16 protein-coding genes are annotated in these 24,383 nt (G+C 42.4%); 9 read left to right on the plus strand and 7 right to left on the minus strand.

The features are described from left to right. Positions 1 to 92 precede the first annotated feature (92 nt). Together slmA and CWC04_RS06450 are read left to right on the plus strand one after the other, a co-directional pair. Entirely contained in the window at positions 93 to 680 is a 588-nt protein-coding gene (gene slmA, locus CWC04_RS06445) for a nucleoid occlusion factor SlmA (RefSeq protein WP_004587943.1), read from the plus strand. A gap of 158 nt (positions 681 to 838) precedes the next feature. Then, positions 839 to 3,598: a S9 family peptidase gene (locus CWC04_RS06450; RefSeq protein ID WP_138684926.1), complete on the plus strand. Its 2,760-nt coding sequence runs from the start codon at positions 839 to 841 to the stop codon at positions 3,596 to 3,598. A 106-nt stretch (positions 3,599 to 3,704) separates the two neighbouring features. Here the strand turns inward: CWC04_RS06450 and CWC04_RS06455 are convergent, their stop codons facing one another. From CWC04_RS06455 to CWC04_RS06470, 4 genes are all read right to left on the minus strand, one after another. Next, positions 3,705 to 4,862, minus strand: a complete 1,158-nt coding sequence (locus CWC04_RS06455; RefSeq protein WP_138684927.1) for an ROK family transcriptional regulator — start codon at positions 4,860 to 4,862, stop codon at positions 3,705 to 3,707. Positions 4,863 to 4,935: 73 nt separating this feature from the next. Beyond that, entirely contained in the window at positions 4,936 to 6,177 is a 1,242-nt protein-coding gene (locus CWC04_RS06460) for a glycerate kinase type-2 family protein (protein ID WP_138684928.1), read from the minus strand. 10 nt (positions 6,178 to 6,187) lie between these two features. After that, positions 6,188 to 7,768 (minus strand): sodium:solute symporter family protein, encoded by a 1,581-nt coding sequence (locus CWC04_RS06465; RefSeq protein WP_054982291.1) that lies wholly within the window; start codon positions 7,766 to 7,768, stop codon positions 6,188 to 6,190. A gap of 185 nt (positions 7,769 to 7,953) precedes the next feature. After that, the gene (locus tag CWC04_RS06470) at positions 7,954 to 10,395 is read right to left on the minus strand and encodes a TonB-dependent receptor (protein ID WP_138684929.1); all 2,442 of its coding nucleotides are present in this window, start codon (positions 10,393 to 10,395) and stop codon (positions 7,954 to 7,956) included. 196 nt (positions 10,396 to 10,591) lie between these two features. Here CWC04_RS06470 and CWC04_RS06475 point away from each other — a divergent pair, with 196 nt between their 5' ends. From CWC04_RS06475 to CWC04_RS06490, 4 genes are all read left to right on the plus strand, one after another. Then, entirely contained in the window at positions 10,592 to 11,893 is a 1,302-nt protein-coding gene (locus CWC04_RS06475; RefSeq protein ID WP_138684930.1) for an MGH1-like glycoside hydrolase domain-containing protein, read from the plus strand. A gap of 16 nt (positions 11,894 to 11,909) precedes the next feature. Further along, positions 11,910 to 12,887 carry a carbohydrate kinase family protein gene (locus tag CWC04_RS06480; protein WP_054982288.1) on the plus strand — a complete coding sequence of 326 codons (978 nt, stop codon included), beginning with the start codon at positions 11,910 to 11,912 and terminating at the stop codon, positions 12,885 to 12,887. Further along, positions 12,884 to 14,083, plus strand: a complete 1,200-nt coding sequence (locus tag CWC04_RS06485) for an AGE family epimerase/isomerase (protein WP_126008251.1) — start codon at positions 12,884 to 12,886, stop codon at positions 14,081 to 14,083. Before CWC04_RS06480 ends, CWC04_RS06485 begins: the two co-directional genes overlap by 4 nt. 235 nt (positions 14,084 to 14,318) lie before the next feature. Continuing rightward, complete coding sequence (locus CWC04_RS06490; protein WP_138684931.1) at positions 14,319 to 15,593, plus strand: purine-cytosine permease family protein; 1,275 nt, start codon at positions 14,319 to 14,321, stop codon at positions 15,591 to 15,593. 55 nt (positions 15,594 to 15,648) lie between these two features. Here CWC04_RS06490 and CWC04_RS06495 read toward each other — a convergent pair whose 3' ends face one another. Next, positions 15,649 to 16,167, minus strand: a complete 519-nt coding sequence (locus CWC04_RS06495) for an Lrp/AsnC family transcriptional regulator (protein WP_024031376.1) — start codon at positions 16,165 to 16,167, stop codon at positions 15,649 to 15,651. Positions 16,168 to 16,363: 196 nt separating this feature from the next. Here CWC04_RS06495 and CWC04_RS06500 point away from each other — a divergent pair, with 196 nt between their 5' ends. Together CWC04_RS06500 and CWC04_RS06505 are read left to right on the plus strand one after the other, a co-directional pair. Then, positions 16,364 to 18,508 carry a TonB-dependent receptor gene (locus CWC04_RS06500; protein ID WP_138684932.1) on the plus strand — a complete coding sequence of 715 codons (2,145 nt, stop codon included), beginning with the start codon at positions 16,364 to 16,366 and terminating at the stop codon, positions 18,506 to 18,508. A gap of 114 nt (positions 18,509 to 18,622) precedes the next feature. Beyond that, a complete protein-coding gene (locus tag CWC04_RS06505; RefSeq protein ID WP_138684933.1) occupies positions 18,623 to 19,729 on the plus strand; it encodes an S-methyl thiohydantoin desulfurase family protein in 1,107 nt (368 codons plus the stop codon). Here CWC04_RS06505 and CWC04_RS06510 read toward each other — a convergent pair. Both CWC04_RS06510 and CWC04_RS06515 read right to left on the minus strand, forming a co-directional pair. Further along, positions 19,726 to 20,637, minus strand: a complete 912-nt coding sequence (locus CWC04_RS06510; protein WP_249326061.1) for a tetratricopeptide repeat protein — start codon at positions 20,635 to 20,637, stop codon at positions 19,726 to 19,728. The two genes, CWC04_RS06505 and CWC04_RS06510, sit on opposite strands and share 4 nt — an antisense overlap. A gap of 77 nt (positions 20,638 to 20,714) precedes the next feature. Next, on the minus strand, positions 20,715 to 21,899 hold the full coding sequence (locus CWC04_RS06515) for a BaiN/RdsA family NAD(P)/FAD-dependent oxidoreductase (protein WP_138684935.1): 1,185 nt from the start codon (positions 21,897 to 21,899) through the stop codon (positions 20,715 to 20,717). Positions 21,900 to 22,227: 328 nt separating this feature from the next. Here CWC04_RS06515 and CWC04_RS06520 point away from each other — a divergent pair, with 328 nt between their 5' ends. Then, positions 22,228 to 24,354, plus strand: coding sequence for a S8 family peptidase (locus tag CWC04_RS06520; RefSeq protein WP_096042327.1), 2,127 nt, complete (start codon positions 22,228 to 22,230; stop codon positions 24,352 to 24,354). Positions 24,355 to 24,383 lie beyond the last annotated feature (29 nt).

Raw genomic sequence — 24,383 nt, forward strand, 5'->3', positions numbered from 1 at the left:
TGGAAACAAACTGAATAAAACATTAACATAAGCCACTCATTTGAACAAAAAATGATTAGCAGCTAAAAATAACAAATAAAAAAGGAAGGTTCATGCCTGCGACAAAAAGAAGTAATCGCAAAGAGCAAATACTGCAAGCCCTCGCGCAAATGTTAGAAACCAGCCCAGGACAACGGATTACAACTGCAAAGCTTGCTGCTGAAGTGGGTGTGTCTGAAGCTGCGCTTTACCGTCACTTTCCAAGTAAAGCACGTATGTTTGAAGGCCTAATAGAGTTTATCGAAGACACGCTTTTATCGCGCATTAACCTTATTTTAGAAAACGAAAAAGAAAGCCAAACACGCGTTTATAATATTTTGTTGTTGCTACTAACGTTTGCAGAAAAAAACCCAGGTATAACACGCATACTTACCGGCGACGCCCTGCAAGGCGAGCAAGAGCGTTTACGCGAACGTGTACAAGGGCTGTTCGAAAAGCTAGAAACGCAATTTAAACAAGTACTGCGCGAGCGCAAACTTCGTGAAGGTAAAACCTTTCAAAGTGACGAACTCACCCTTGCTAACTTTTTACTGGCCTATGTTGAAGGTAAAATGAACCAGTTTGTACGCAGCGACTTTAAAGTAAAGCCAAGTTCGCAATTTGAAAAACAATGGCCAGAACTACAAAAAATTTGGTTATAACCTTACTTTATTATTTTACCGTTAGCGCTAGTTATTCGCGCTAACGTTCACCCTTTCGTCCCTTTTCTTATACCGCTTATCTGATCCGCTCGAAATATAAACCAAACTCGCTACAATACTTATTACATTAAAAGTACTGTGAAAAACGAGAATCAATAATGAAAACAACGCTCACCTTTTTAAGCTCAGCACTGCTTGCAAGCTTAGCGAGCCCCGCTGCTTGGGCTCAAAAGCCATTAGAATTTAAAGACGTATTCGATTTTAAGTACGCAAAAAACACCCAACTTTCAGATGATGGTAAAATCCTCAGCTTTAGCGCTAAACCTTACCGTGGCAATGCAAATGGGCAAGTTTATGACTTAACAACAAACACCCTCATTAGCACCGTGGAGCGCGGCACTAAGCCCGTTATTAACAAAGCGGCTAATTGGGTGGCATTTACACAAGTACCCACCCTGCTTGAGCAAGAGACCAGCGAGAAAAAGTCATCACTTAAAAACAACCTCATTTTAGTCAATACCCAAACCGGCGAAAAACAGCAATTTGCCGACGTAAAAGACTATATTTTAGGTAACAATGGCCAGTGGCTTGCTTATCGAGTTGATAAAAAAGCAGAAAAAGACACACCCACTGAAGATAACAGCGAAGAAAAAAGCGCTATCACACCAGATAAAAAAGATAAAAGCTTTGAGCTAGTAATAATAAATTTAAAAAACAGCACCACCCACAGCTTAAATAATGTATTTAGTTATGCGCTAAGCCCAAGTGGCACTCAGCTACTTGCCAGCCAAAGCTTTAGTGATGGCAACAACAATCAGCTTGTACTGCTTGAACTTAATAATAACTTTGCGCAAAGCGTATTAATTGATGAGCCAGGCGTGGTTGCACAATCAATTAGTTGGCACCCTGATAAAGAAATAGCCGCATTTAACCTCGGTAACTACGTAAACGATGATGAGCGTCGCAGACAATACTCTCTAAAGCTTTGGCAAAATAACACCCTTAGCACTATTGACTCCCCTAATAAAGAGTGGGTTATAGGTAAAACAGCATCGATTAGCTGGTCTGAAAATGGCGAGCGCTTATATTTTGAAAACCACCCCAAACTGGTCGCTAAAATAAAAGCAAAAGAGTACACCGACCAGGCATCACTGTATGACTTTGACACGATTCGTGAACATAAAGCGCTAAACGTGTGGCACAACAACGATGCCCAAATAAAACCACGAGAAGAACAACAGTGGAACAAGGTTAATAAAAACCGCCATTACAGCGCAGTTTTTCATTTAAAAAGCCAAAAAGCAGTACAACTAAGCAATGAAAAAGTCAGCGATTTAGCGCTTAACACTAATCGTAGCCAAAGTGTATTAGGCTACTCTAACCAAGCCCACCTAGAAAAAATTATGTACGGTGGCTTTTTTGCCGACTACTACAGCATAAACATTAATACCAGTGAGCAAACTCCTATTATTAAAAATTCACCGTTTACACCAAGCCTTGCACCTAATGGGCGCTACGCAGCCTACTTTGCACAAAGCCAAGTACAACTTAAAGATTTAAAAACCAACAAAGTTACCGCTCTTAGCAAAGCTATTAATGCCACGTTTGCCGATGACAAACACGACTATCCATCACCGCAACCTGGTTATGGGTTTGCCGGTTGGTTAAATAACAGCAGCCAAGTATTGGTTTATAGCAAATACGATATTTGGGCGTTTGATGTCAACACTCAACGCGCTGAGCGTTTAACTAATGGTAAACCAAGCAATACGCAATATCGCGTTATTAAACTTGATAAAAACCACGTAGGCTTTGCCCAAAACGATACATTACTTGTATCAGCCATTAACTTACAATCAAAGCAACGTGAAGTAGCCAAGCTTGATTTAGCCTCACAAACGGTTACTAACGTACTGAGTGGCAAAAAACGTATTGATGTAGTTAAAAAGGCAAAACATGCTGATAAATACCTCTTTACCGAGCAAACCTATCATCAGTTTCCTGATTACTACCAAAGCGACTTTAGCTTTACAGCGCCTAAAAAAGTTACCAACTTAAATCCACAAATGGCGGATTTTGCCTGGGGCGAAAAGCCAGAGCTAATTAGCTACAAAGGCTTTGATGGCGAAGACTTACAAGGGGTATTAATTAAACCTGCAGGTTACAAAAAAGGCGATAAAGTGCCTGTTGTTGTGTATTTTTACCGCTACATGAGCCAGCGCATGTATGATTTTCCTAAAATGGAGCTAAATCATCGCCCTAACTTCCCTATGTTTACCTCAAATGGTTATGCAATCTTTTTACCTGATATTCGCTTTGAAATAGGCCACCCAGGTAAATCGTCAACGCAAACCATGATCAACGCCACGCAAAAGCTTATAGACCTAGGCATAGCCGACCCAGATAAAATAGGCCTACAAGGGCATTCATGGGCAGGTTATCAAAGTGCGTTTATGATCACCCAAACCGATATGTTTAAAGCGGTTGTATCGGGCGCGCCGGTATCAAACATGACCAGCGCATACAGCGGCATACGTTTAAAGTCGGGCCTTGCGCGTCAATTTCAGTACGAAACTGGGCAAAGCCGCATAGGTAAAAATTTATTTGAAGCACCCGAGCTATACATCGAAAACTCACCAGTGTTTTTTGCCGATAAAGTAAATACCCCTATTTTAATTATGTTTGGAGACAAAGACGACGCAGTGCCTTGGCACGAAGGCGTGCAATATTACTTAGCCCTGCGCCGTGCGGGTAAAGACGCCACCTTTTTACAATACGAAGGTGAACCACATCATTTGAAAAAGTTTCCTAATCAGGTCGATTTTTCAGTGCGTATGATGCAGTACTTTGACCATTACTTAAAAGGCAAGCCAGCCGCTAGGTGGATGACAGAAGGTGAACCGTTCGTTGAAGAGTAAAACCCATTAGCAATAGCACTTAGTTAAGAGTTTGGTTTAAATACTAAAAAAGCCGATATTGTACAAATCAATATCGGCTTTTTGTTTTAAAATTTCTATTATTAAGCTACAAACACAGCTCTCTAAATGGCAAAGTGGCTGCACCAATGGAGACCGGAAAGTTATTAATGTTTGAGACCACCAGCTTAGGCATTGGGCGTTTAGCACCGCGTCTAAATTGTGCGTAAACCTCAGTACGCGCTATTACTTTTTCGGCCAGCTCTTTAGGTATATGGCCGCCAATAATAATCGCTTCTGCATCTAATAGCGCCGAACAACAAGTTGCTACTAAATCAAACGAGTCTTGAACTTTAAATAGCCACTCTTCTACGCCTGGCCATTCTGGGTCAAAGTTATCGTGCAGGTCGTAAATTGAATCAACCGCTACACCATTTTTTTTCAAAATACGCTTTAGTAACTCTAAATTGGGATGAGCGTATAACTTTGGCGGTAACATATCGCCAAGCTCGCCAGCATTACCGTAAGTACCACGCAATACATCGCCGTTATTTACGATTCCGCCTCCAAATGCGGCCGATACAAACATATAAACAAAGTTTTTATACTCGCGGCCTATACCTGCAACCCCTTCGCCAGCGGCGGCGCCTGTGGCGTCATTCACCACCCACGTAGGGAGTTGAAAATGCTTAGAGACAATATCGATAATATCAACCTGCGACCACTCCTCTAGCATATGGTGGGTATTCATTTTACCGTCCATAGAACTAAAAAAGCCCGATATACCTACGCCCATACCCAGCACTTTTTCGCTCGCAATATTATGCTCTGCGCTTATATCGTCCACCAGCTTTTGCGCACTTTTAAGTACGTTATTAATACTCATGTCTGACATAAGCTGCATATGGGTGTAAATAACTTTGCCGGTAAAATCCATGACCGCTACAGAAATAGCATCAAGCAAAATAGCTAAACCAAAGGTAAAGCCGTATTCGGGGTTAAGCGCAATACCAAACCCAGGCTTACCCTTTTTATTAGGGATAAGCGTATCGGTTTGCATTATTACGCCATGCTGAGTTAACGATTTAAGTAAACGCGAGACAGTTTGCTGCGGAATTCGGGTGGCGCTCACAATATAGCTTTGTGTTACGCACTGCTCCCAAAACACCACTTTAATAATATCACGTTCAATGTCTTGAAAAAGTTTGTCGCCTTTTCCAAGCTCAAATCCTGAGCGTAATAAGTTACTGTTATTTAGCGAAAACATAGCTATTAACCCTAATAAAATTGGAGCACAAGGTTACGTTAAACCACTTTAAAGAACAAGTAGGCGAGCGCGCCTACTCAATCACTATCACTCTAAAATCGTTAACGTTAGTATTGGTTGGCCCAGTAATAATTAAATCATCAATGGCTTTAAAAAACTGATGGCTATTATGGCCTTCTAACTGAGCGTGTAAGTTTTCGCCAGCATCAAGTGCGCGCGTAATCGTGCTGCTATTTATATACGCACCGGCAACGTCTTTACTGCCATCTACACCATCGGTATCACAGGCTATGGCATAAATACCCGCCTCACCGTTAAGCGCCTCAGCCAATGCCATTAAGTACTCTTGATTAGGGCCACCATCGCCATAAACATCGGCTACCGTTACTGTAAGCTCACCGCCAGAGAACAACATAACGCGCTTACCTTGCGCTTTTTGCTCAAGGGCAATTTTAGCATGTGCGCGGGCAACCTCTTTTGCCTCACCTTGAATGTCGTACCCCAGTACTTGCGTATCCCAGCCTTGGTGCCGTGCTACATCAATAGCACTGTCAATCGCGTGCTGGGCATTAGCCACAATAAAGTGTTTGCCTTGAGTCTCAGCCTCGCGTGGTTGCTCAGGCTTTAATAAATACGCTTCAATTTCGTTAATAACCGGCCAGTTGTACTTTTGTAAAATAGCCAGCGCATCAGCTTTAGTGCTGTTATCGCTAATTGTGGGGCCTGATGCAATATCACTTGGCTTATCCCCTACTACATCCGAAATAATCAGCGTGACATAATCCGACTTAGCCGCTTGTGCTAACTTACCGCCTTTAACAAGCGAGAGCTGTTTGCGCACAATGTTAATTTCATCAACGCTTGCACCACTTTTAAGTAAAAACTGATTAAGCGCCTGCTTTTGCTCAAACGGTACATCATCTACCGGCAAACACATAAGCGACGAGCCGCCGCCTGATATAATAAACAAAATAGGAATATCGGCCGGGTTATTTTTTACAAGCGCCAATAACTCTTTACCTGCTGCTAAGCTGTTATCATCTGGCGTTGGGTGATTAGCACTAAGCACTTTAATGCGCCCAGTATCGCCGGCACTTTCGTAACCGTAACGTGTCACTACCGCACCAAAGCATTTATCACCATAAAAACGGTTAACCTCTGCAGCCATTTCGGCGGCGGCCTTACCGGCTCCCACCACGCATAAGCCATTACTGGCATCTATATTTTCCAAGTACTTGCTCATACACGCACTCGGTTTACAGGCATTTACCGCCGTGGTAAATAAATCGATTAAAAATGACTTTTTAGAATCCATGGGTTAACGCTCACGAAAAAATTGATGGAATAGCAAGGCAAATTAATACCATCACAACAAACATGCTAAGCAGCATAACGATATCTTTACCGGTTAAAATTGAGTTTGAGATAGTCTCAGCGTTTTGCGCTTTAGCAACCTCGTTTACTTCGCGTGGAATCGCAATGCTTGTCGTAAGGGTAATCACCGCTGTAGCCACAAAGCCAATAAAGTTCCACCAAAACCAAAATACGTCTGGCGCAAATACCGACACCAACAAGTTAATTAACACACCACTAATTAAGCCTATGTTTGCATGCAGCGCAGCACTGCGCTTACTAACTACGGCAATTAAAAATACCGCCAGTATTGGGCCATAAAATAACGAGCCTACTTTGTTAATGGCTTCAATAATAGTAGGTGCTATATCACCGGCATAAAGCGATAAAATTAGCGTAATCGCCCCCCAAATAAGCCCTAAGTATTTAGCCAATTTTAAGTAGGTTGGTTGGTCTAGCTCTTTATTTGAAATACGGCTGTAGTCTTCAATACTTACCGCCGAAAGCGAGTTAATAGCAGAGCTAAGTGATGACATAGCCGCAGATAAAATAGCCACCACTAATAAACCAATTAAGCCATGTGGTAAGTAATCTAAAATAAAGATTGGCATCATCCAATCTGGGTTATCGGCTGGAATTTTGGCTAAAAACTCGGGGTTGCTCATAGCCAGTGTGCCTACAATTAAGCCCGACACACAATATAAAATAGTAATAGGAAAACGCACAACGCCGTTGGCTAAAATCATGTAGCGTAAGTTTTTAGGATCTTTTGCACTAAGTGCACGTTGCGCTTGTGTTTGGTCACACCCATAGTAAGAGGCGTAAAGCACCACACCACCAAAAATCATAGGTAAAAAGCCAAAACCATCGCCACTAAATCCAAACGAATCAAATTTTATGGCTTCTAATCGGCTCGAATCAACATTAGCAATAAAGGTATCAACCCCACCTAAGTGATAAAGTCCAAAGCCAATACAAGCAATAGTACCTAGTACAATGATGATCATTTGAATTGCATCACCATACACCACGGCTTTCATACCGCCTTGCAGTGAATATAACACCGTGATCACGCCGGTAAGCACAATGGCTTGCCATGCTTCTATGCCCATGGTGCCTTGGAGAATAAGCGATACCGCATAAATCATAATACCGGTGGCAAATGCGCGGCTAAACTGAAACACCACACTAATAAGCACACGGGTAGAACGACCAAAACGCATTTCTAAGTAATCATAAATACTTACAATGCCGCTTTTATAAAGCTTAGGTAAAATAGTCGCTAAAATTAAAATCATCGCAAGCGGCACACCTAACTCATACGAGAGCCATTGCATACCACCGCCTTCACGCAAACCAACAAATGCAGGAGCCGAAATAAAGCTAATAGCCGAAAGCTGAGTGGCCATTACCGACAAAGCTAAAGGTTTCCACCCTAAGCTTTTGCCTCCTAAAAAGTAATCACTTTTATTGGTTTGTTCGCGTAGCATAAACCCCATTACCAATAAGGCACCAAGGTAAAGAGCAACTATTGAAAAATCTAATATATTCATAATTATTTCGCGTATTCACATTAAGAAAACACAGCGCCTTCTCAAAAATAAAAAACTAAACAGCTACATGCTTACTTCTAAAACAGTCCCTAAAAACAAGCCTATCGCTAACTTAGCTGAAAAATGCATCACAATGCAAAAAGCCTATTAACCCCAAAACAGGTTAATAGGCGTAAAGCATTTATTTAAAAGTCGTATTTGACTCTAAATGTAACGCGTCGTGGGAGAATTGGACGGCCTACAAAGTAAGGATTGTCTGACGTTTGGCTATTACCTAAACGCGGCGAGCCTTCGGTAACACCATCAGAGTCAAACAAATTAAATACCCCTACGCTTAAACGTACGGTTTGCTCTGGGGCGATTTGCCAGTTATAACCCGCATCAAATCTAAACAAGTGGAATGAATCAAGCTCTACAGAGTTTGCATCGTTAGCAAAGTTTTTACCTGTAAAGTTATGATACAAAGCAGCATCCCAATTATCTGCGGTGTAGCTTATAGAAGAGTTAAATAATACTTTTGGTTTACGACGTAACTCGTTACCAATAATAGAAGGGTCTGAGTCAAACTCAGTAAATTCGTGGTCAGTGTAGGTCATGTTGGCATCAACCGCCCACTCTTCGGTAATATCGTAACGACCAGTAAGCTCCACACCCGTTGCTTTGGTTGATTGCATAACAGGCAGCTCTAATACCCCACCGTTGCCATCGTTAACAAAGTCTACGCTGCGTCTGTCTTTTAGGTCGGTTCTAAATAACGCAATGCTACCGCTAAAGTCGTTATCAAAAAACTTAATACCAAGCTCGCCTTGTTCAACAATTTCAGCTTCGTAGCTGGCAGGCTCACCTAAATCGTTAAACTGAATTCCTCTAATTTCTGGGAAGAAAAACCCGCGAGATGCATTCGCATATACGTTTAAGTTATCGGTTAAGCGGTATAACGCTGCACCCGATACGGCAAATTCAGAGGTGTCTACTTCGCCGTAGGTCATTACACCACTGCCTGTGGTGTTTACCTGTAAATTAGGCGCAAGTGATGGATCATCAGAAATTTGTACAACTTGGCTGCCTTCACGGCTAATTTTGCCGTCAATTTCTTCATAACGTACACCAAAGTCGATAATCCAATCATCGCTTTCCATTTGGTCCGCTACATAAAGCGCACGACGGGTAGCGCTAATTGTTTGGTTGGTGTAAGAAATACCTGGGCCACTAATACCATTTTGTGTGTACTGAACAACATCACCATCGGCATTGGTGTACGTTAAATCAACCAGTTCTGGGTTATTGTTAAATTCCCCCAAGTAGGTCGTAATAACGTTATCGTCATCGGGTTCACTGTGAGAGAAAAACGTACCTACGGTAATATCGTGGCTAAAATCGCCAAAAAAAATACTTTTAACAATATTAAATTCGGCAGAGAAATCCTCTGCTGGGCGGTCTCTATCTAAAATACGATTAGCAAATAATAAGTCATCACTTGCCAGTGCCTGCCCCGATGCAGTGTAAGTAAACGCTGCATCGCTTACATCACCTAAGCCACGGTTAGCTAAAAACTCTTCTTGGCTCTCAGGTACATTAATAATACCGTCGCCATCTAAAAATAAATTAAATTCGTGTTGGTACTTTGCGTATTTACTGCGCATGTTAATAGCAAAATCGTTGGCGAGCTCTTTTTCAAATACGACCGAGATAGAGCCACCTTTAGTTACCACACCATCACTAATTGGCGATTCATAACGACCATTGGCAGTATCGTAAGACAGGTTAGACACATTAGCAGTTTGTAATGACTCCACTTCGCGTCCATCGTTACCAGTTAAGCGTTCGCGGCTATCGCCATCAAGCGGAATAGGCAGGTAAAACTGCGCTTGGTCGTCAATGTATTGGCCATACACCGTAAATGAGCCAGAGCCGTCATCAAATTCTTTACGAATATTACCGCGCAGCTGAGTGCCTTTCGTTTCAAGCCCTGTATCTAACGGGCCTTCATCGTAACGGTAAAAGCCCGACAACGCATAATAAAGGCCATCTTCGTTAAGCGGCCCGCTTGTGGCAAAATCTAAACGGGTACGGCCCTGATCAGAAAGCTCCATTTGCACAGTACTTTGCGGATCATCGCTGCCTGTTTTAGAAATATAGTTAATAATACCCGCTACAGAACCTTGGCCAAATAAGTTAGACACACCGCCACGCACAAACTCTACACGCTCAATACCTAAGTCGTTTCGGTAGTACACATCAAACGCCGATGAGTTTAAGCCAAAAACACTCAAACTAGGTGAACCGTCGTACGACAGTGGCGTAAACTGAAACTGACCCGATGAAGGTAAGCCTCTTACTTGTAGGTTTGTTCCAACCTCACCACCGCCCCCTTCTACTTTAATACCTGGGATATAACGTAATACATCAGCTTGGCTGCTTGATGAAAGCTTTATTAATTCATCTTCGCTAATAGAGGTTACTGACTGTGGGGTATCTGAAATAACGCGTCCTTTGCTGGTACCAGAGACGATAATACGTTCAACGTTATTTTCTTTTTTTGCTGTATCTGGCGCAGTCTCTTCTGCGGCAAACGCGCCTTGTGTGAGGCATAAAGATACAATAGAGGCGATCGTAGTTTTATTCACGGGTATTCTCCAATTGTGCTAGTTGTCTGTGTGTAATTACTTAGAGTGTGGCTAAGTAAGTGCGAAATAATCAAGTATACATGTTAGTTTTTTGTTACTTCGAACAGGATTTAAGCACAGAAAAAAAACATTTACAACCCATAATGAGTGCTTTAATATTATCCAAATTGAAAATAACACACAAAGAGCACCCAATATGACTACTACAATCAACGGTAAACTTGATGCAGCCACAGCGGCATCGCTTACAGAACTTGCTACTAAAACACTTATAGCAAACGATTTAGGTGGCTATACCGTCCCTACGCATGGCCTTTACCCGTTTCAGTGGAACTGGGATTCAGCGATTACAGCCCTAGGGTGGATGAAGTCTGACGAGAGCCGTGCGTGGCAAGAAATTGATGTGTTATTTTCAGGCCAGTGGGATGACGGCATGGTGCCACATATCTTATTTCATAAAGATTCAACTACCTACTTCCCTGGTCCAGATGTGTGGGGCTCTGATAAAAAAATTAAAAGTACGTCTATTTCGCAGCCACCGGTTGTGGCAACAGTAATGAAAGAAATGCTTGCCAGCGCACAAGATAAAGCCCTTGCAGAGCAAAAAGTTAAAGCATTATTTTCTCAAGTTGTTGATTACCATTTATGGTGGTACAACGACCGCGATCCTGAAAACACAGGCTTAGTGGTCACTTATCACCCGTGGGAATCGGGTATGGATAACAGCCCATCGTGGGATGATGCCCTTGAAGCTGTACCTGGTGTTGATTGGGAATACACCCGCCGCGACACCAGCCATGTTGATTCGTCGCAGCGCCCGCATAAAAGCGAGTACGACCGTTTCTTATACCTAGTAGACTTTTTTAAACGTAACAATTTTGATAGCAAAGTAATTTACGAAACCTGCCCGTACAAAATGAACGACCTAGGTATTATTGCTATTTTGCACCGTGCGACAAAAGATTTACTCAAAATGGGTGAGCAACTCGGTTTAAACGATGCACGTACCGATTATTTAGCACAGCGTCTAGAACTAACTCAAACAGCAATTAACACGTTATGGTGTGAGCAAAGCGAATACTTTTACTGTAAAAATGTGTTAACCAACAGCCTAGCTAAAGTTAAAACGTCGGCGGCACTACTAACCGTTTATGCTGGTTTAACAACTGACGAGCAAACACGTATTATTAATACCGCGACAGAAGATTTTATTGAGTCGAGTCAATTTAGTGTGGCATCTACCCACCCTAAAGAAGAAAAATACGAGCCACAGCGTTACTGGCGCGGCCCTATTTGGTTACACATTAACTGGATGATAGCCATCGGCCTTAAAGAAGCAGGGTTTGTGACCACGGCTGATAAAATTCAGGACGACACGCGCGATTTAGTGCTTAAATCGGGTTACTACGAATATTTTAACCCAGAAACAGGCGCTGGCTGTGGTGGTAAAGATTTCTCATGGACAGCCGCTATTGCGCTGCATTGGCTACTTGATTAATAACTAAGGCAGCATTATGAAACACACAATATGTTTTGGTGAAGTATTGGTTGATTTACTCTCTGATAAATTAAGCCAAAACAACAGCGAGCACGAAGCGTTTACTAAGTTTGCAGGCGGTGCGCCTGCAAACGTAAGCGTAGCCATTGCAAAGCTAGGTGGTAACGCCTACTTTGCTGGCATGCTAAGCACCGACAGCTTTGGTGATTTTTTACATAACGCCTTAAAAGAGCAAGGCGTAAAAACCGACTTTATGCGCTTTACCGACCAAGCAAAAACCGCCCTTGCGTTTGTATCACTTGATAAGGACGGCGACCGTACGTTTGAGTTTTACCGTGATAACACCGCCGATCTGCACTTTACTAATAGTGACTTTAGCAGTGAATGGTTTGAGCAATGCGATATCTTTCATATTTGCTCAAATACCTTAACCGACGAGCGCATACGTAAAACCACCGCGTATGGGGTTGAATTTGCCAAGCAAAATAACTCAATTGTCAGTTTTGATATTAACTTACGCCTCAACTTATGGCCTAGTAATGCTAACCCGCGTGAACACATTTTACCCCTGTTAAAACACTGCTCTATTATTAAAGCCTCTAAAGAAGAGCTTGAATACTTAGCGGGTGAGCAAACGGGTGAAGAATTTATAGCCGACACTCTCAATAATGGCTGTGAGTTATTTGTGGTTACCGATGCAGGCAACCCCATGCATTGGTATACCAAAAATGCCAAGCAAACGCTTCACCCTAAAAAGGTTACTATGGTTGATGCCACCGCCGCAGGAGATGCGTTTGTAGGTGGATTGCTGTATCAACTAGGCTTACAAAACCTCACACCTAGCTCTTTTAGTAAGCTTTGCAATAACCCCGAAACACTAACAACTATTTTTGAATTTGCTTCGTTATGTGGTGCTCATGCAGCATCTTACAAAGGGGCATTTACGTCTCTTCCTAACGAAAAATCGCTTAACGATTTTAGGAGCGCACTATGAGCCACACACCTGATAACTTTAAAAGCCGCGAATTTTTAACACAACATATTGCCGATACGCTGGCGTTTTATGAGCCAAAAATAGACGACGAACACGGCGGTTTTTACCAAAACTTTTCGGATAATGGTGAGGTATTTGATAAGCAAACTCGCCACTTAGTAAGCTCTACTCGGTTTGTATTTAACTATGCACGTGCGTACCAAACCTTTAATGACGAAAAGTACCTAAACCGCGTTAAATCGGGTATTGAGTTTATTCGTAAGCACCACTTTGTTGAGCAAACAGGCGGTTACAATTGGTTATTGAGTGTTGAGCAAGGTAACGCCACTGTACTTGATGATACCAACCACTGCTATGGCTTTGCGTTCGTGATTTTAGCCTACAGTTGGGCATACCGTGTAGGTGTTACAGAGGCACGCGAATACCTAAACGATACATTTCAAACAATGGAAACGCATTTTTGGGATGCAAAAGCGGGTTTATATAAAGATCAGCACAACAGTGACTTTACTAAGTGCGATCCGTATCGCGGGCAAAACGCCAATATGCATACGTGCGAAGCTCTTATTGCCGCTTATGAAGCAACTCAAGATGAGCTATTTTTAAATCGTGCGCTCACACTGGCTGATAACATGGTGAATCGCCAAGCTAATTTAATGGGTGGGCTTATTTGGGAGCACTACGATATAAATTGGCAGGTTGATTTAGAGTACAACAAAGACGACCCTAAAAATTTGTTTCGCCCGTGGGGTTTTCAGCCAGGTCACCAAACTGAGTGGTCAAAGCTACTAATGTTTTTAAATAAGCATAAGCCACAAACTTGGCTTGTAGAGCGCGCTCAAGCGTTATTTGATAATTCAATAGACGTTGCGTGGGATAAACAACACGGCGGTATTTGTTACGGATTTGCGCCAGATAAAAGCATATGTGATGACGACAAGTACTTTTGGGTGCAAGCCGAAACACTGTGCTGTGCGGCTTACCTTTATGAAACCACAGGGGATGAAAAATACCAGCAGTGGTATGACAAAATTTGGCAGTACTCGTGGCAGCACTTAGTTGATCATCAATACGGGGCGTGGTTTAGAATTTTAACCGTAGATAACAAAAAAATAGATACCATGAAAAGCCCAATTGGTAAAACGGATTACCATACTATGGGTGCCTGCTTTGATGTGTTGGCGTTATTAAAATAACCCAATAAGGTAAAACATTTAATTGTGTTGTGTAGACCTTTAAACCGCCTTTTGGCGGTTTTTTTTGCCTAAATAGTTACGCCTTTAATACCCTAAAAATAATCACCACAAAATATAATTTTGTGCGCGCCCTACTTTTTAAACCTCATATTTTGAATAAACACCTAATAATAAAAAATTTTGCACGCCAGCGGCGTATAGTAATATAAAAGATAATAAAAAAGAGAAACAGGCAATGCCAAACGGGAACGACCCCCACACTATTAATAGCAACGAACTTGTTGCCTGGCCGCGCATTGCAGCCATAGCCGCTATGCTCAGCTTTTCGCTGCCCACTTTTATCACCGGCCTAGAAATACATCAAAGTTCAAGTGTGAGTAATACACTGTGGGCGTTAGCTATTGGCTCACTTATATTAACCCTTATTGGTGGGGCTATGGGCACCATAGGTGTAAAAAGCCGATTAAGCTCTTATTTATTGGTAAAAATAGCGTTTGGTAATGCTGGCGCGGGCATTGTTAATATTGCCTTTGCTTTATCATTAATTGGCTGGTTTGGCGTAAATATTGATTTGTTTTCTAATGCCGTGGTGCGCTTACTCAGTGCAGAATTTAATATTATTATGCCCGAATGGCCCATCGATATAGTCGCAGGTTGCGCCATGCTCATAACCACGCTGTATGGGTTTAAAGCCATTAATGTGCTGGCCTCTATCATGATCCCTATTTTGGCTGCGGTCACCGCTATGATGCTTTTTGGCGCACTCGATAGTATGCCACTGGTTGATTTTATTAATTTAGAAAAATCAGCAGCGCTTTCTCTTGAAGATGGTGTAGCTGCCATTGTTGGCGGCGTTATTATTGGCGCAATAATATTGCCCGACATTACCCGTTTTTCTAAGCAAAAACGTGGCGGCGTGTACACCTCGTTTATTGCGTATATGATTATTGAACTTTTGGTTATTTTTGTGGCTGTGTTTGCCGCAGCCGCCATGCAAGAAACCGAAATATTAAGCTTAATGCTTGCGCTTAATTTAGGGTTTTCAGCGTTTTTTATTGTGATAGCAGGCAGCTGGATTTTAAATTCGTTAAACCTTTACAGTACCGCACTTAGCGTGGAGGCTACCTTCCCGCATTGGCATAAAAAGTGGGTTATTGTGTTATTAGGTTTGGTGGGAATTGGCGCAGCCTTTATAAATATTTTAGATATGTTTATAAGCTTTTTAGCGTTTTTGTCTGATATTTTTGTACCGGTAGCGGGCGTAATTATTGTTGATGCACTGTTTATTAAACCCCATGCTTATAACGCAGCGGCTTTGGCAAATAACGCTAACTTTTCACTTCCCGCATTTAGCGCATGGTTTGTAGGCGCGGCATATGCGGTGTGTAATGGCACTTTATTTAACGTATCAATGAGCGGTATTACCGTGATTGACGCCATTATATTAACGGCCGTTATTTATACCCTGTTTGCAAAAGCCATTGCGCCCAAACCGGTTATTCAGCAATAACTTTAAACAATAAAAAGGCGCATAAAGCGCCTTTTTATTAATCTAAATTAGGGGGCTACTCTTCGTCGTCTACTTTCATTTCGTCTCGCCATTTAAGTTTTTCCAGCGGGTAGCCTAAAAAGAACTTAGCGCGCTCAAGCACTATGCGTGTAGTCAGCTTTTTAATTGCATACTGTGAGCTGCCGGTTAGCCTGTCGCACATTGCATTAAGCGCTTGAATATCGGCAAAGCAACAAAAAGAAATATAATCAATATCGCCACTTAATTGCATGCAATCCATTATTTCTGGAATGTTGTGTATGTCAGCTAAAAACTTACGCCGTGCTGCTAGGTTATTGTCCTCTAGTGTAAATTCCATATAGGCAAACACGTGCTCACAAATTTGCTCTAAATTTATATCAGCATGAAAGGTTCTAAAATATCCCGCCTCTTTTAATGCTTTTACTCGCTGAAAACATGCACTGGGCGACAAGTTAACTTGCTCGGCCAATTCAACGTTTGTTAAATCGGCAGTTAGGTGCAGAATTGCCAGTATTTTTTGATTATACCTGTCTATTTTTATCGTTTTTTTCATAACCGGTTTCACATTTAATAATAATTAATTTTGTAAATTTAAGGTCAACAAATACATAAAATTACGCGCTTAAGCGTTATTTTCAGTAATTTGTGTGTGCTGTATTAAGGGTTTACAAAATATTATTTTGTCTGAAAAAGCGACAATGTTTATCACTAAGTAACATCACCATGATAGTCACATTAGGACATAGAACATGAGCAGATACAACAAAATACGCTTTCGTAAAACACTATTAGCATCGGCAGCTACCCTGTCGTGCATAAACTATGTGCATGCGCAAGAACAACAACAAACAGTAACTGACACTATAGAGAAAATTTCGGTGATATCGCGCGGGCGTGTTGAGTCGATACAAAACGTGCCCGACTCTGTTACCGCATTTAGCGCCGAGACAATCGAAAAATCACGTATTACTAACTTTCGTGATGTTGCTAATTTAACTCCCAACTTATCGCAGCTCGATAATTTTAGGCCCGGCCTTGCCCGTATTACTATTCGTGGCTTAATTACACCGCAGGTGGGCGATCCGCCATTAGCGTTTGTAGTTGATGGTGTTACCGCCCCCGATTTAGAGTTTATAAACCAAGATCTAGTTGATATTGAACGTATTGAAGTTATGCGTGGTGCACAAGGCGCACTGTATGGCCGCGGCGCCATTGGTGGTGCGGTTATTGTGACAACTAAAAAACCCATTGAAGACTTTGAAGGTAAAATTAAAGGCTCAATAGGTAATGGCAACACGTATAATTTGAATGCGGTTGTATCGGGTTCGCTTAACGATGAAAACACCGCTTATTTTAGAGCCGGTGGTTACATTAAAGATACCGACGGACTGATTAAAAATACCTACACAGGCGATTACGCCGACCCGTTAAAAGAGCAATCGGTTTTTTCACAGTTAGAGTTTGAGCTAAGCGAAGACACCTCAATAAATCTTAAAGGTAAATACACCTCAAGCGAAGCTGGGTTTGCTTACTACCAAGGGGTGAGCGATGACACCATTGAAGACTTTTCAATTAATACCTCACAAAATATTATTAACCAAGATGAGCGTGATGTATATGAGCTAAGCGCCAAGCTAACCCAACATTACGATTTAGGTAAATTTGAGTTTGTAACCGCGTACAGCAATTCAGAAAACGAGCACTTTTACGATGGCGACTACTCTGCCGATGCCACCTTTATTGACGAAGATGGCTTTTTTAGAGCCCCATTTGGTACTGAAGGGTTATACGATATTGAATCGTTAACGGTAGAGTCGCGGTTTATATCCCAGTCGGATCAAGAGTTTAGATGGTCAGTGTCGGCGTTTTATCAACAGCGCGACCGCGATACTGCGGTATTATTTTACGATGATTTTACCGATGCCGAAATTTTAACGCGTGCAGATTTTGCCAACGACGAGCCCTACCTTTCAATTATCGATAATAACAGCAGCGATGCATGGGCACTTGCTGGGCAGTTTAACTACGATATAAACGAGCAGTTAGAGCTCACCGGTGCGATGCGTTACGATCACGATACTCGCGAGTCGTTCGACCCAACCAATAAAGACGCCACTTACGCTAAAAAATCGTTTAGCCAATTACAGCCTAAAGTTACCTTAGCGTACCAAATGAATGACGACCTACTGCTTTACACCGGCTACTCGCGTGGTTTTAGAAGTGGGGGCTTTAACGAGCCGGCCGACGGTATTAGCCGCACCTTTGATAAAGAAATTTCTGACAGCTACGAAATAGGCTTTAAAACCGCTTTGTTTAATAACAAAGTTACCCTTAATGGCGCCGCGTTTATTATTGAGCAAGACGATGCGCAATTTACCCAATTTAATATAGATACCTTCACCCTTGAAAACCTCTCTATTGACGAAGTACAAACCAAAGGCTTAGAGCTTGAAGCCGCCTTTGCTGCCACCAGCAATTTAAGTATTAACCTCAGTGCAGGTATTGTTGATTCAGAAATTAAACGCTTTGCACTGCGCCCAGAACTGGCTGGCAGGCCACAATTTTGGGTGCCTGAGTATAACTACGGGCTGTCGGCAAATCATAACTTAGCACTCAACGGAGAATGGTCACTGTTCTCGCGCGCTGAGCTATTAATTGAAGGCCCTAAAACATTCAGTATTGATATTCCTGATGTTGAGTCGTCGCGTTATACCTACCTAAATGCCGGTGTAGGGCTCAAATCAGAGCAGTGGAGCGTTCAAGTTTACGTAGACAACCTGACGGATGAGCGCGCTATTGAAGATATTTTTCTACTGGCAGATGGGGTTACAGACTTAGTGCGCCAACCTAATAAGCCTCGTAGTTACGGTATAGAGCTCAGTTACCAATTTTAATTTTTTCACCTTTACAGCAGGTATTTTTTTAATACCTGCTGTTTTTATACCAATCCGCTTAATTAAGTGATCTATTTTGGGGATGGGTATGAGTTAACCAATAGCGATACACACATGCAAATTCTTAATCGTGACCAACTTATTGATATTTTATACGGCTGCGCCATTTTAGGCACTGGCGGCGGCGGTGAGTTAAGTGAAGGCATTGCCTATATTGACGAAGCACTCGCACAGGGTAAAAGCTTTAAACTAATTAGTGCCGATGAAGTCCCCGCGGGTGAGCTTGTTTGTACGCCTTACATGTTAGGCGCTATTTCTGCTTTAAGTGAACAAGAAGAACGCGCTTATGAAAACTTGCCCCGCAGCACTAAGCACGCTATTTTAGCCGCTTACCAGCGCACCCTTGAATACACAGGTAACGATGCTATTTATGGCACTATTTGTTGTGAGCTTGGTGGCTCAAACACCGCGGTATCGTTTTACTTAGCTGCAATGTTTGACGGCTACATTATTGATGCCGACCCCGCTGGGCGCGCAGTACCGGAGATCACCCATTCAACCTATTATTTAAATAACTTACCCGCAGCGCCCATTATTACCGCGAATGAATTTGGTGAGTGCTTTATTTGCGAAAATGTAATGGATGACTTACGCGCCGAAACAGTCGTGCGAGCACTGGCTAAAATTAGCCGTAACGACATTGCAGCCATTGATCATATTTTACCTATTGAGCAAATGAAAAACGCGGTTATTCATGGCACCATTAGTAAAGCCCTTAAACTCGGTAAAGCAATGCGTGAAGCCAACGAGCAGCACGCTAACACCGCACACATAATTGCCAAGCACGGCGGCGGCTTTGTTGCCTTTGAAGGCGAGGTAAGCACATTTGAATTTAACACCGTAGAAGGCTTTACCTTAGGCGAAGTAACAATTAAAGGGTTAAGCGAGTTTGTAAATAACAGTTACAAAATAACGGTTAAAAACGAAAACATGGCCGCGTTTTTAAATGACGAAGTACACGTAACCATTCCTGATTTAATATGCTGTATTAACAGCCAAACAGGCACACCCATTACTAACCCTAATTACGAGGTAGGCATGAAAGTAGCCGTTGTAATTTTACCTGCGCCAAAGGAATTTACAGGCCCTAAAGGTTTAGAAATATTTGGCCCGCGTTACGCAGGCGTTAACACCCCATATAAAGCAGCGATTGCAAATTAATTATTGCTAAGGGCGTGCTGCAGCTTGCTATACAATGCAGCATGGCCTTTACCAAACTCGGTGGCGTTTCTATCAATGCGACTAAGCCATTCTTTCGCTTGTACCTTTTTACCTATTTGTAAATATACCTGCGCTAAACGTAAGCTATAAATAGCATGGTAAATGCTTGAGGGCTCAGTAAATTTGAATGCGGTTTTATAATAATTTATAGCTTCTAAATACTCTTTATTTTGCTGATAACTGTACGCTAAGTTACCGCTAGCAATCACTATTTTAGCAGCGTGGTTGGTGTTTTTTATGGCGTTATAGGCCATTAAATTACTTTTTACTGCGTGCTCGTATTGCTGCCACTTTAAGTAAATATGCGCTTTGTTAATGTGCAGCTCTAAATGAAAAATAGGATCGTTATTTTTTGCAAAGCGCTGCTCGGCATCTCTTAGTAATCGCATCGCTGCTTTTTTACTACCAAACACATAGTGTAGGTTAGCCAACTCCACTAATCTTAAAGGGTCACCAAAAGCACTATATATCCCGTCTAACTGGGTAAACGCTTTAGCGGCATACGTTTTAGCTTCTGCTTTTTTGCCAATATAGTTAAGTGCTTTCGCGTAATAAAAATACATTTGTAGCTTAAATACATCGGGCAGCTTATCTTGCTCTAAAAAAGGAGTAATAGCGTTGAGCAAGTTTTCGAACTGTTGGTAGTCGTAGTAGTAATCAAATTGGTAGGTTGTTATTTTGTACCACTGTGCAGGGTTATCTTTGACTTCATTAAGGCGCGTTTCAATATAAGTTAAACAGTGCGTTTTGGGCTGTTGCAAGCAAAACGCTTCATGATCGCTGTAGTTTTCTGATGCTAATGCATTAAAACTTGTAGCGACAATACTTAACAGCAAAAATATACGCACCAATATTACACTCTTTAAAATCACCTTAATTAAGAGTGTAATATTTTTATCTCATCTATCACAATACGCTGAAATACTTATGTATATTGCCCACATGCAAACCCACAGCTCCACGCATACTGGAAGTTGTAGCCCCCAAGCCAGCCCGTTACATCGGTTACTTCGCCTATAAAATATAAGCCTTTGGCTTTTTTAGCTTCAAAGGTTTTAGAGCTCAGCTCATCGGTATCAACGCCGCCCAAAGTTACCTCGGCGGTACGATAGCCCTCTGTGCCATTAGGTTTTATTTGCCATGCGTGAATATAGCTTGCTAACTCATCTATTTGAGCATGGGTAAGCTGATTAATATTACAATCTGGAATTGCTTTGCTGTCGTGCAGTATGTCGATAAAGCGTTTGGGTAAAATAGTCGCAAGGCTGTTTTTTAATGATTTTTGGGCTTGTGTTTCTCGCCAATCAGCCAGTTGCTGTTTTAAATCGAGATCAGGGAGCAGGTTTATGCTTACTGCCTGCCCCGCTCGCCAAAATGAGCTTATTTGCAATATGGCAGGCCCCGATAAACCTCGGTGAGTAAACAAAATATTCTCTTTAAATACGGTGCCGTCTTCGCTAGACACTTCGCACGGTATACTAATTCCTGAAAGCCCTTCAAAGCGTTCTTTATCGTGTTGATGCAAAGTAAATGGCACAAGCGCCGCCATGGTAGGTAGTACGTTTAAGCCAAACTGCTCTGCAATTTTATAGCCTATAGGAGTGGCGCCAAGCTTGGGCATTGTTAAACCGCCCGATGCGATAACTAGCGATTCACAAGTCAGTGTTTCTTGCTCAGTGGTAACACGGTAGCCAATGTCGGTTTTAGCCACATTTAACACTTCGCTGCGCAATTTAATATTAACACCAGCCCACTCGCATTCGGTAAGTAGTATATCGACTATATCTTGCGCGCTGTTATCGCAAAACAATTGGCCTAAGGTTTTATGATGGTATGCCAAACCGTGGCGGCCCACCAGCTCAATAAAATCGTGTTGGGTATAGCGGCTTAAGCACGATTTAACAAAGTGAGGGTTACTGCATAAGTAGTTTTCTGGACTGGCATTTTCATTGGTAAAATTACAACGCCCACCACCACTTATTAAAATTTTTCGACCAGGCTTTTTGCCCATATCAAGCACTGTAACACTACGCCCGCGATAGCCTGCTTGTGCTGCACTCATTAATCCGGCTGCACCTGCGCCAATCACAATTACATCTACTTGATTCATTACTTCGCCCTACTCAAAAATTTGCCCGATTATAGCAAAGTTTGTTTAAACACTCTGAATAGAATTTATTATTAAATTTATAGCAACAAATGTAACCAAGGCTAGTTATGGCTTTTCTAAACAGCTTAAAAATAACAATCCTTTATGCTTATTTTTGTTTTATATGATAAATACTAAACAACGACAAAGGCACCGTACACCTAGGTTATAACTAAAAGAAATAGGTACATAAGCAATTATTATTTTAAAGAAATTAACAGATCATTTACCTTTGTTTCTGTTTCGTAATTTAATATTACGAACTAACTAATAACAACTAGGGATAATTATGACAACAAGTAAATCATTTAAGCGTTGCGCTATCGCGCTCACTATTAGTACGGTATTTGCAGCATCTGCAAGTGTTGCTCAAGATGTGTCTACCTCTATGGCAGAGACAACAGCCAAACTACAAAGCCAATCGGGTTTTGAAACTCAGTTTATTATTAAGTACAAAAATAGCGCGAACGATATGCTAAGCATTTCGTCTGCTGACGCAAGCCCTGCAAATATGAAAAAGCGTGCTCAACGCTTTGTAAAAAATTTCGCTTCTAAAAAAGGTAAAGTAAAAGCGAAGTACATCCGTGCAATGGCCCTTAATAACCACCACGTTATGCGCGCAGATAAAAAACTAAGCGCTGCAGAAGCACAAGAATTTATGCAAGAAATGGTTGATTCTGGCAATGTTGAATACATTGAAGTGGATCAAATGTTAAAACCATTTGCAACGCCTAACGACCCTCGTTACGGCGACCAATGGCACTACTACGAGCAAGCTGGCGGCCTAAACTTACCAACCGCATGGGATACTGCAACAGGCAGTGGCGTAGTGGTTGCGGTACTTGATACTGGCTACCGCCCACATGTTGATTTAAATGCTAACATTTTACCGGGTTACGATATGATCTCTAACCTATCGGTAGCAAACGATGGCGGCGGTCGCGACAGTGACGCACGCGATCCGGGCGATGCTGTAGCTGCTGGCGAATGTGGAAATAACGGCGCACAAGGCTCAAGCTGGCACGGTACGCACGTAGCAGGTACGGTTGCGGCTGTTACTAATAACGGTGAAGGTGTTGCCGGTGTGGCTTATGGCGCTAAAGTTGTGCCTGTACGTGTACTTGGTAAGTGTGGTGGTTTAACGTCAGACATTGCTGATGGCATTATCTGGGCATCTGGCGGAAGTGTATCGGGCATTCCTGCCAACTCAAACCCTGCTGATGTAATTAACATGAGCTTAGGTGGCAGCGGCTCGTGTAGCTCTACCACACAAAACGCAATTAACACAGCACGCAGCAACGGTGCAGTCGTGGTTATTGCTGCCGGTAATGATAACGATAACTCAGCAAACTATAATCCAGGTAACTGTAGTGGCGTTGTCAATGTTGCCTCTGTTGGACGTAACGGCGGACGAGCATATTATTCAAACTACGGTAGCAATATTGATGTTGCAGCGCCGGGCGGCGCACAAAGCTTTGCAAACGACTCTGAAGGCGTTTTATCAACTTATAACTCAGGCTCGTCTACACCTTCAAGCGATAACTATGCGTTCTCTCAAGGTACATCAATGGCGGCGCCTCATGTTGCTGGTGTTGCAGCCCTGATAAAGCAAGCTAAACCAAATGCTACCCCAGATGAAATAGAAAGCATTTTAAAATCGACCACCCGCTCATTCCCAGCAACGTGTACAAGTTGTGGTACAGGTATTGTTGATGCAGCAGCCGCTGTAGCCGCAGCAAGTGGCGGTACAACACCTCCTACCGGTGGCGATAGCGAACTGACAGATGGCGAAGCTAAAACAGGCTTAAGCGGCGCTGCAAGTTCACAAGCGTATTACACGATGACTGTGCCAAGTGGTGCAACGAATGTTACATTCACAATGAGTGGCGGTAGCGGCGATGCAGATTTATACGTACGCGCAGGCAGCCAACCAACTACCTCAAGCTACGATTGTCGTCCGTACAAAGGCGGTAATAGCGAAGAGTGTTCTATTGATAACCCAACCGCTGGTACATACCATGTAATGCTTCGTGGCTACTCGGCTTATTCTGGCGTTAGTTTAGTGGGTAATATTACAGGTGGTTCTACAGGTGGCGGTTCAACTACACCAGAAGCCGGTGGCGGCACGGTGAGCGATGTAACGGCTACAACAGGTAACTGGAAGCACTACACTTTAGATGTGCCAGCAGGAATGAGCACATTTACAGTCACCACCTCAGGTGGTACAGGTGATGCTGACTTATTTGTTAAGTTTGGCAGCCAACCTACCGCATCTAGCTACGATTGTCGTCCTTATAAAAACGGCAACGCAGAAACATGTACGTTTAGCAATCCGCAAGCGGGTACGTGGCATTTAAGCGTTAACGCTTACAGAACCTTTTCGGGTTTAACATTAAGTGGCCAATACCAGCCATAATTAAAAAGGCCCTAAGTGCATGCACTTAG

The sequence above is a fragment of the Pseudoalteromonas sp. S2893 genome (genome assembly GCF_005887105.1).
Taxonomy (GTDB): domain Bacteria; phylum Pseudomonadota; class Gammaproteobacteria; order Enterobacterales; family Alteromonadaceae; genus Pseudoalteromonas; species Pseudoalteromonas atlantica.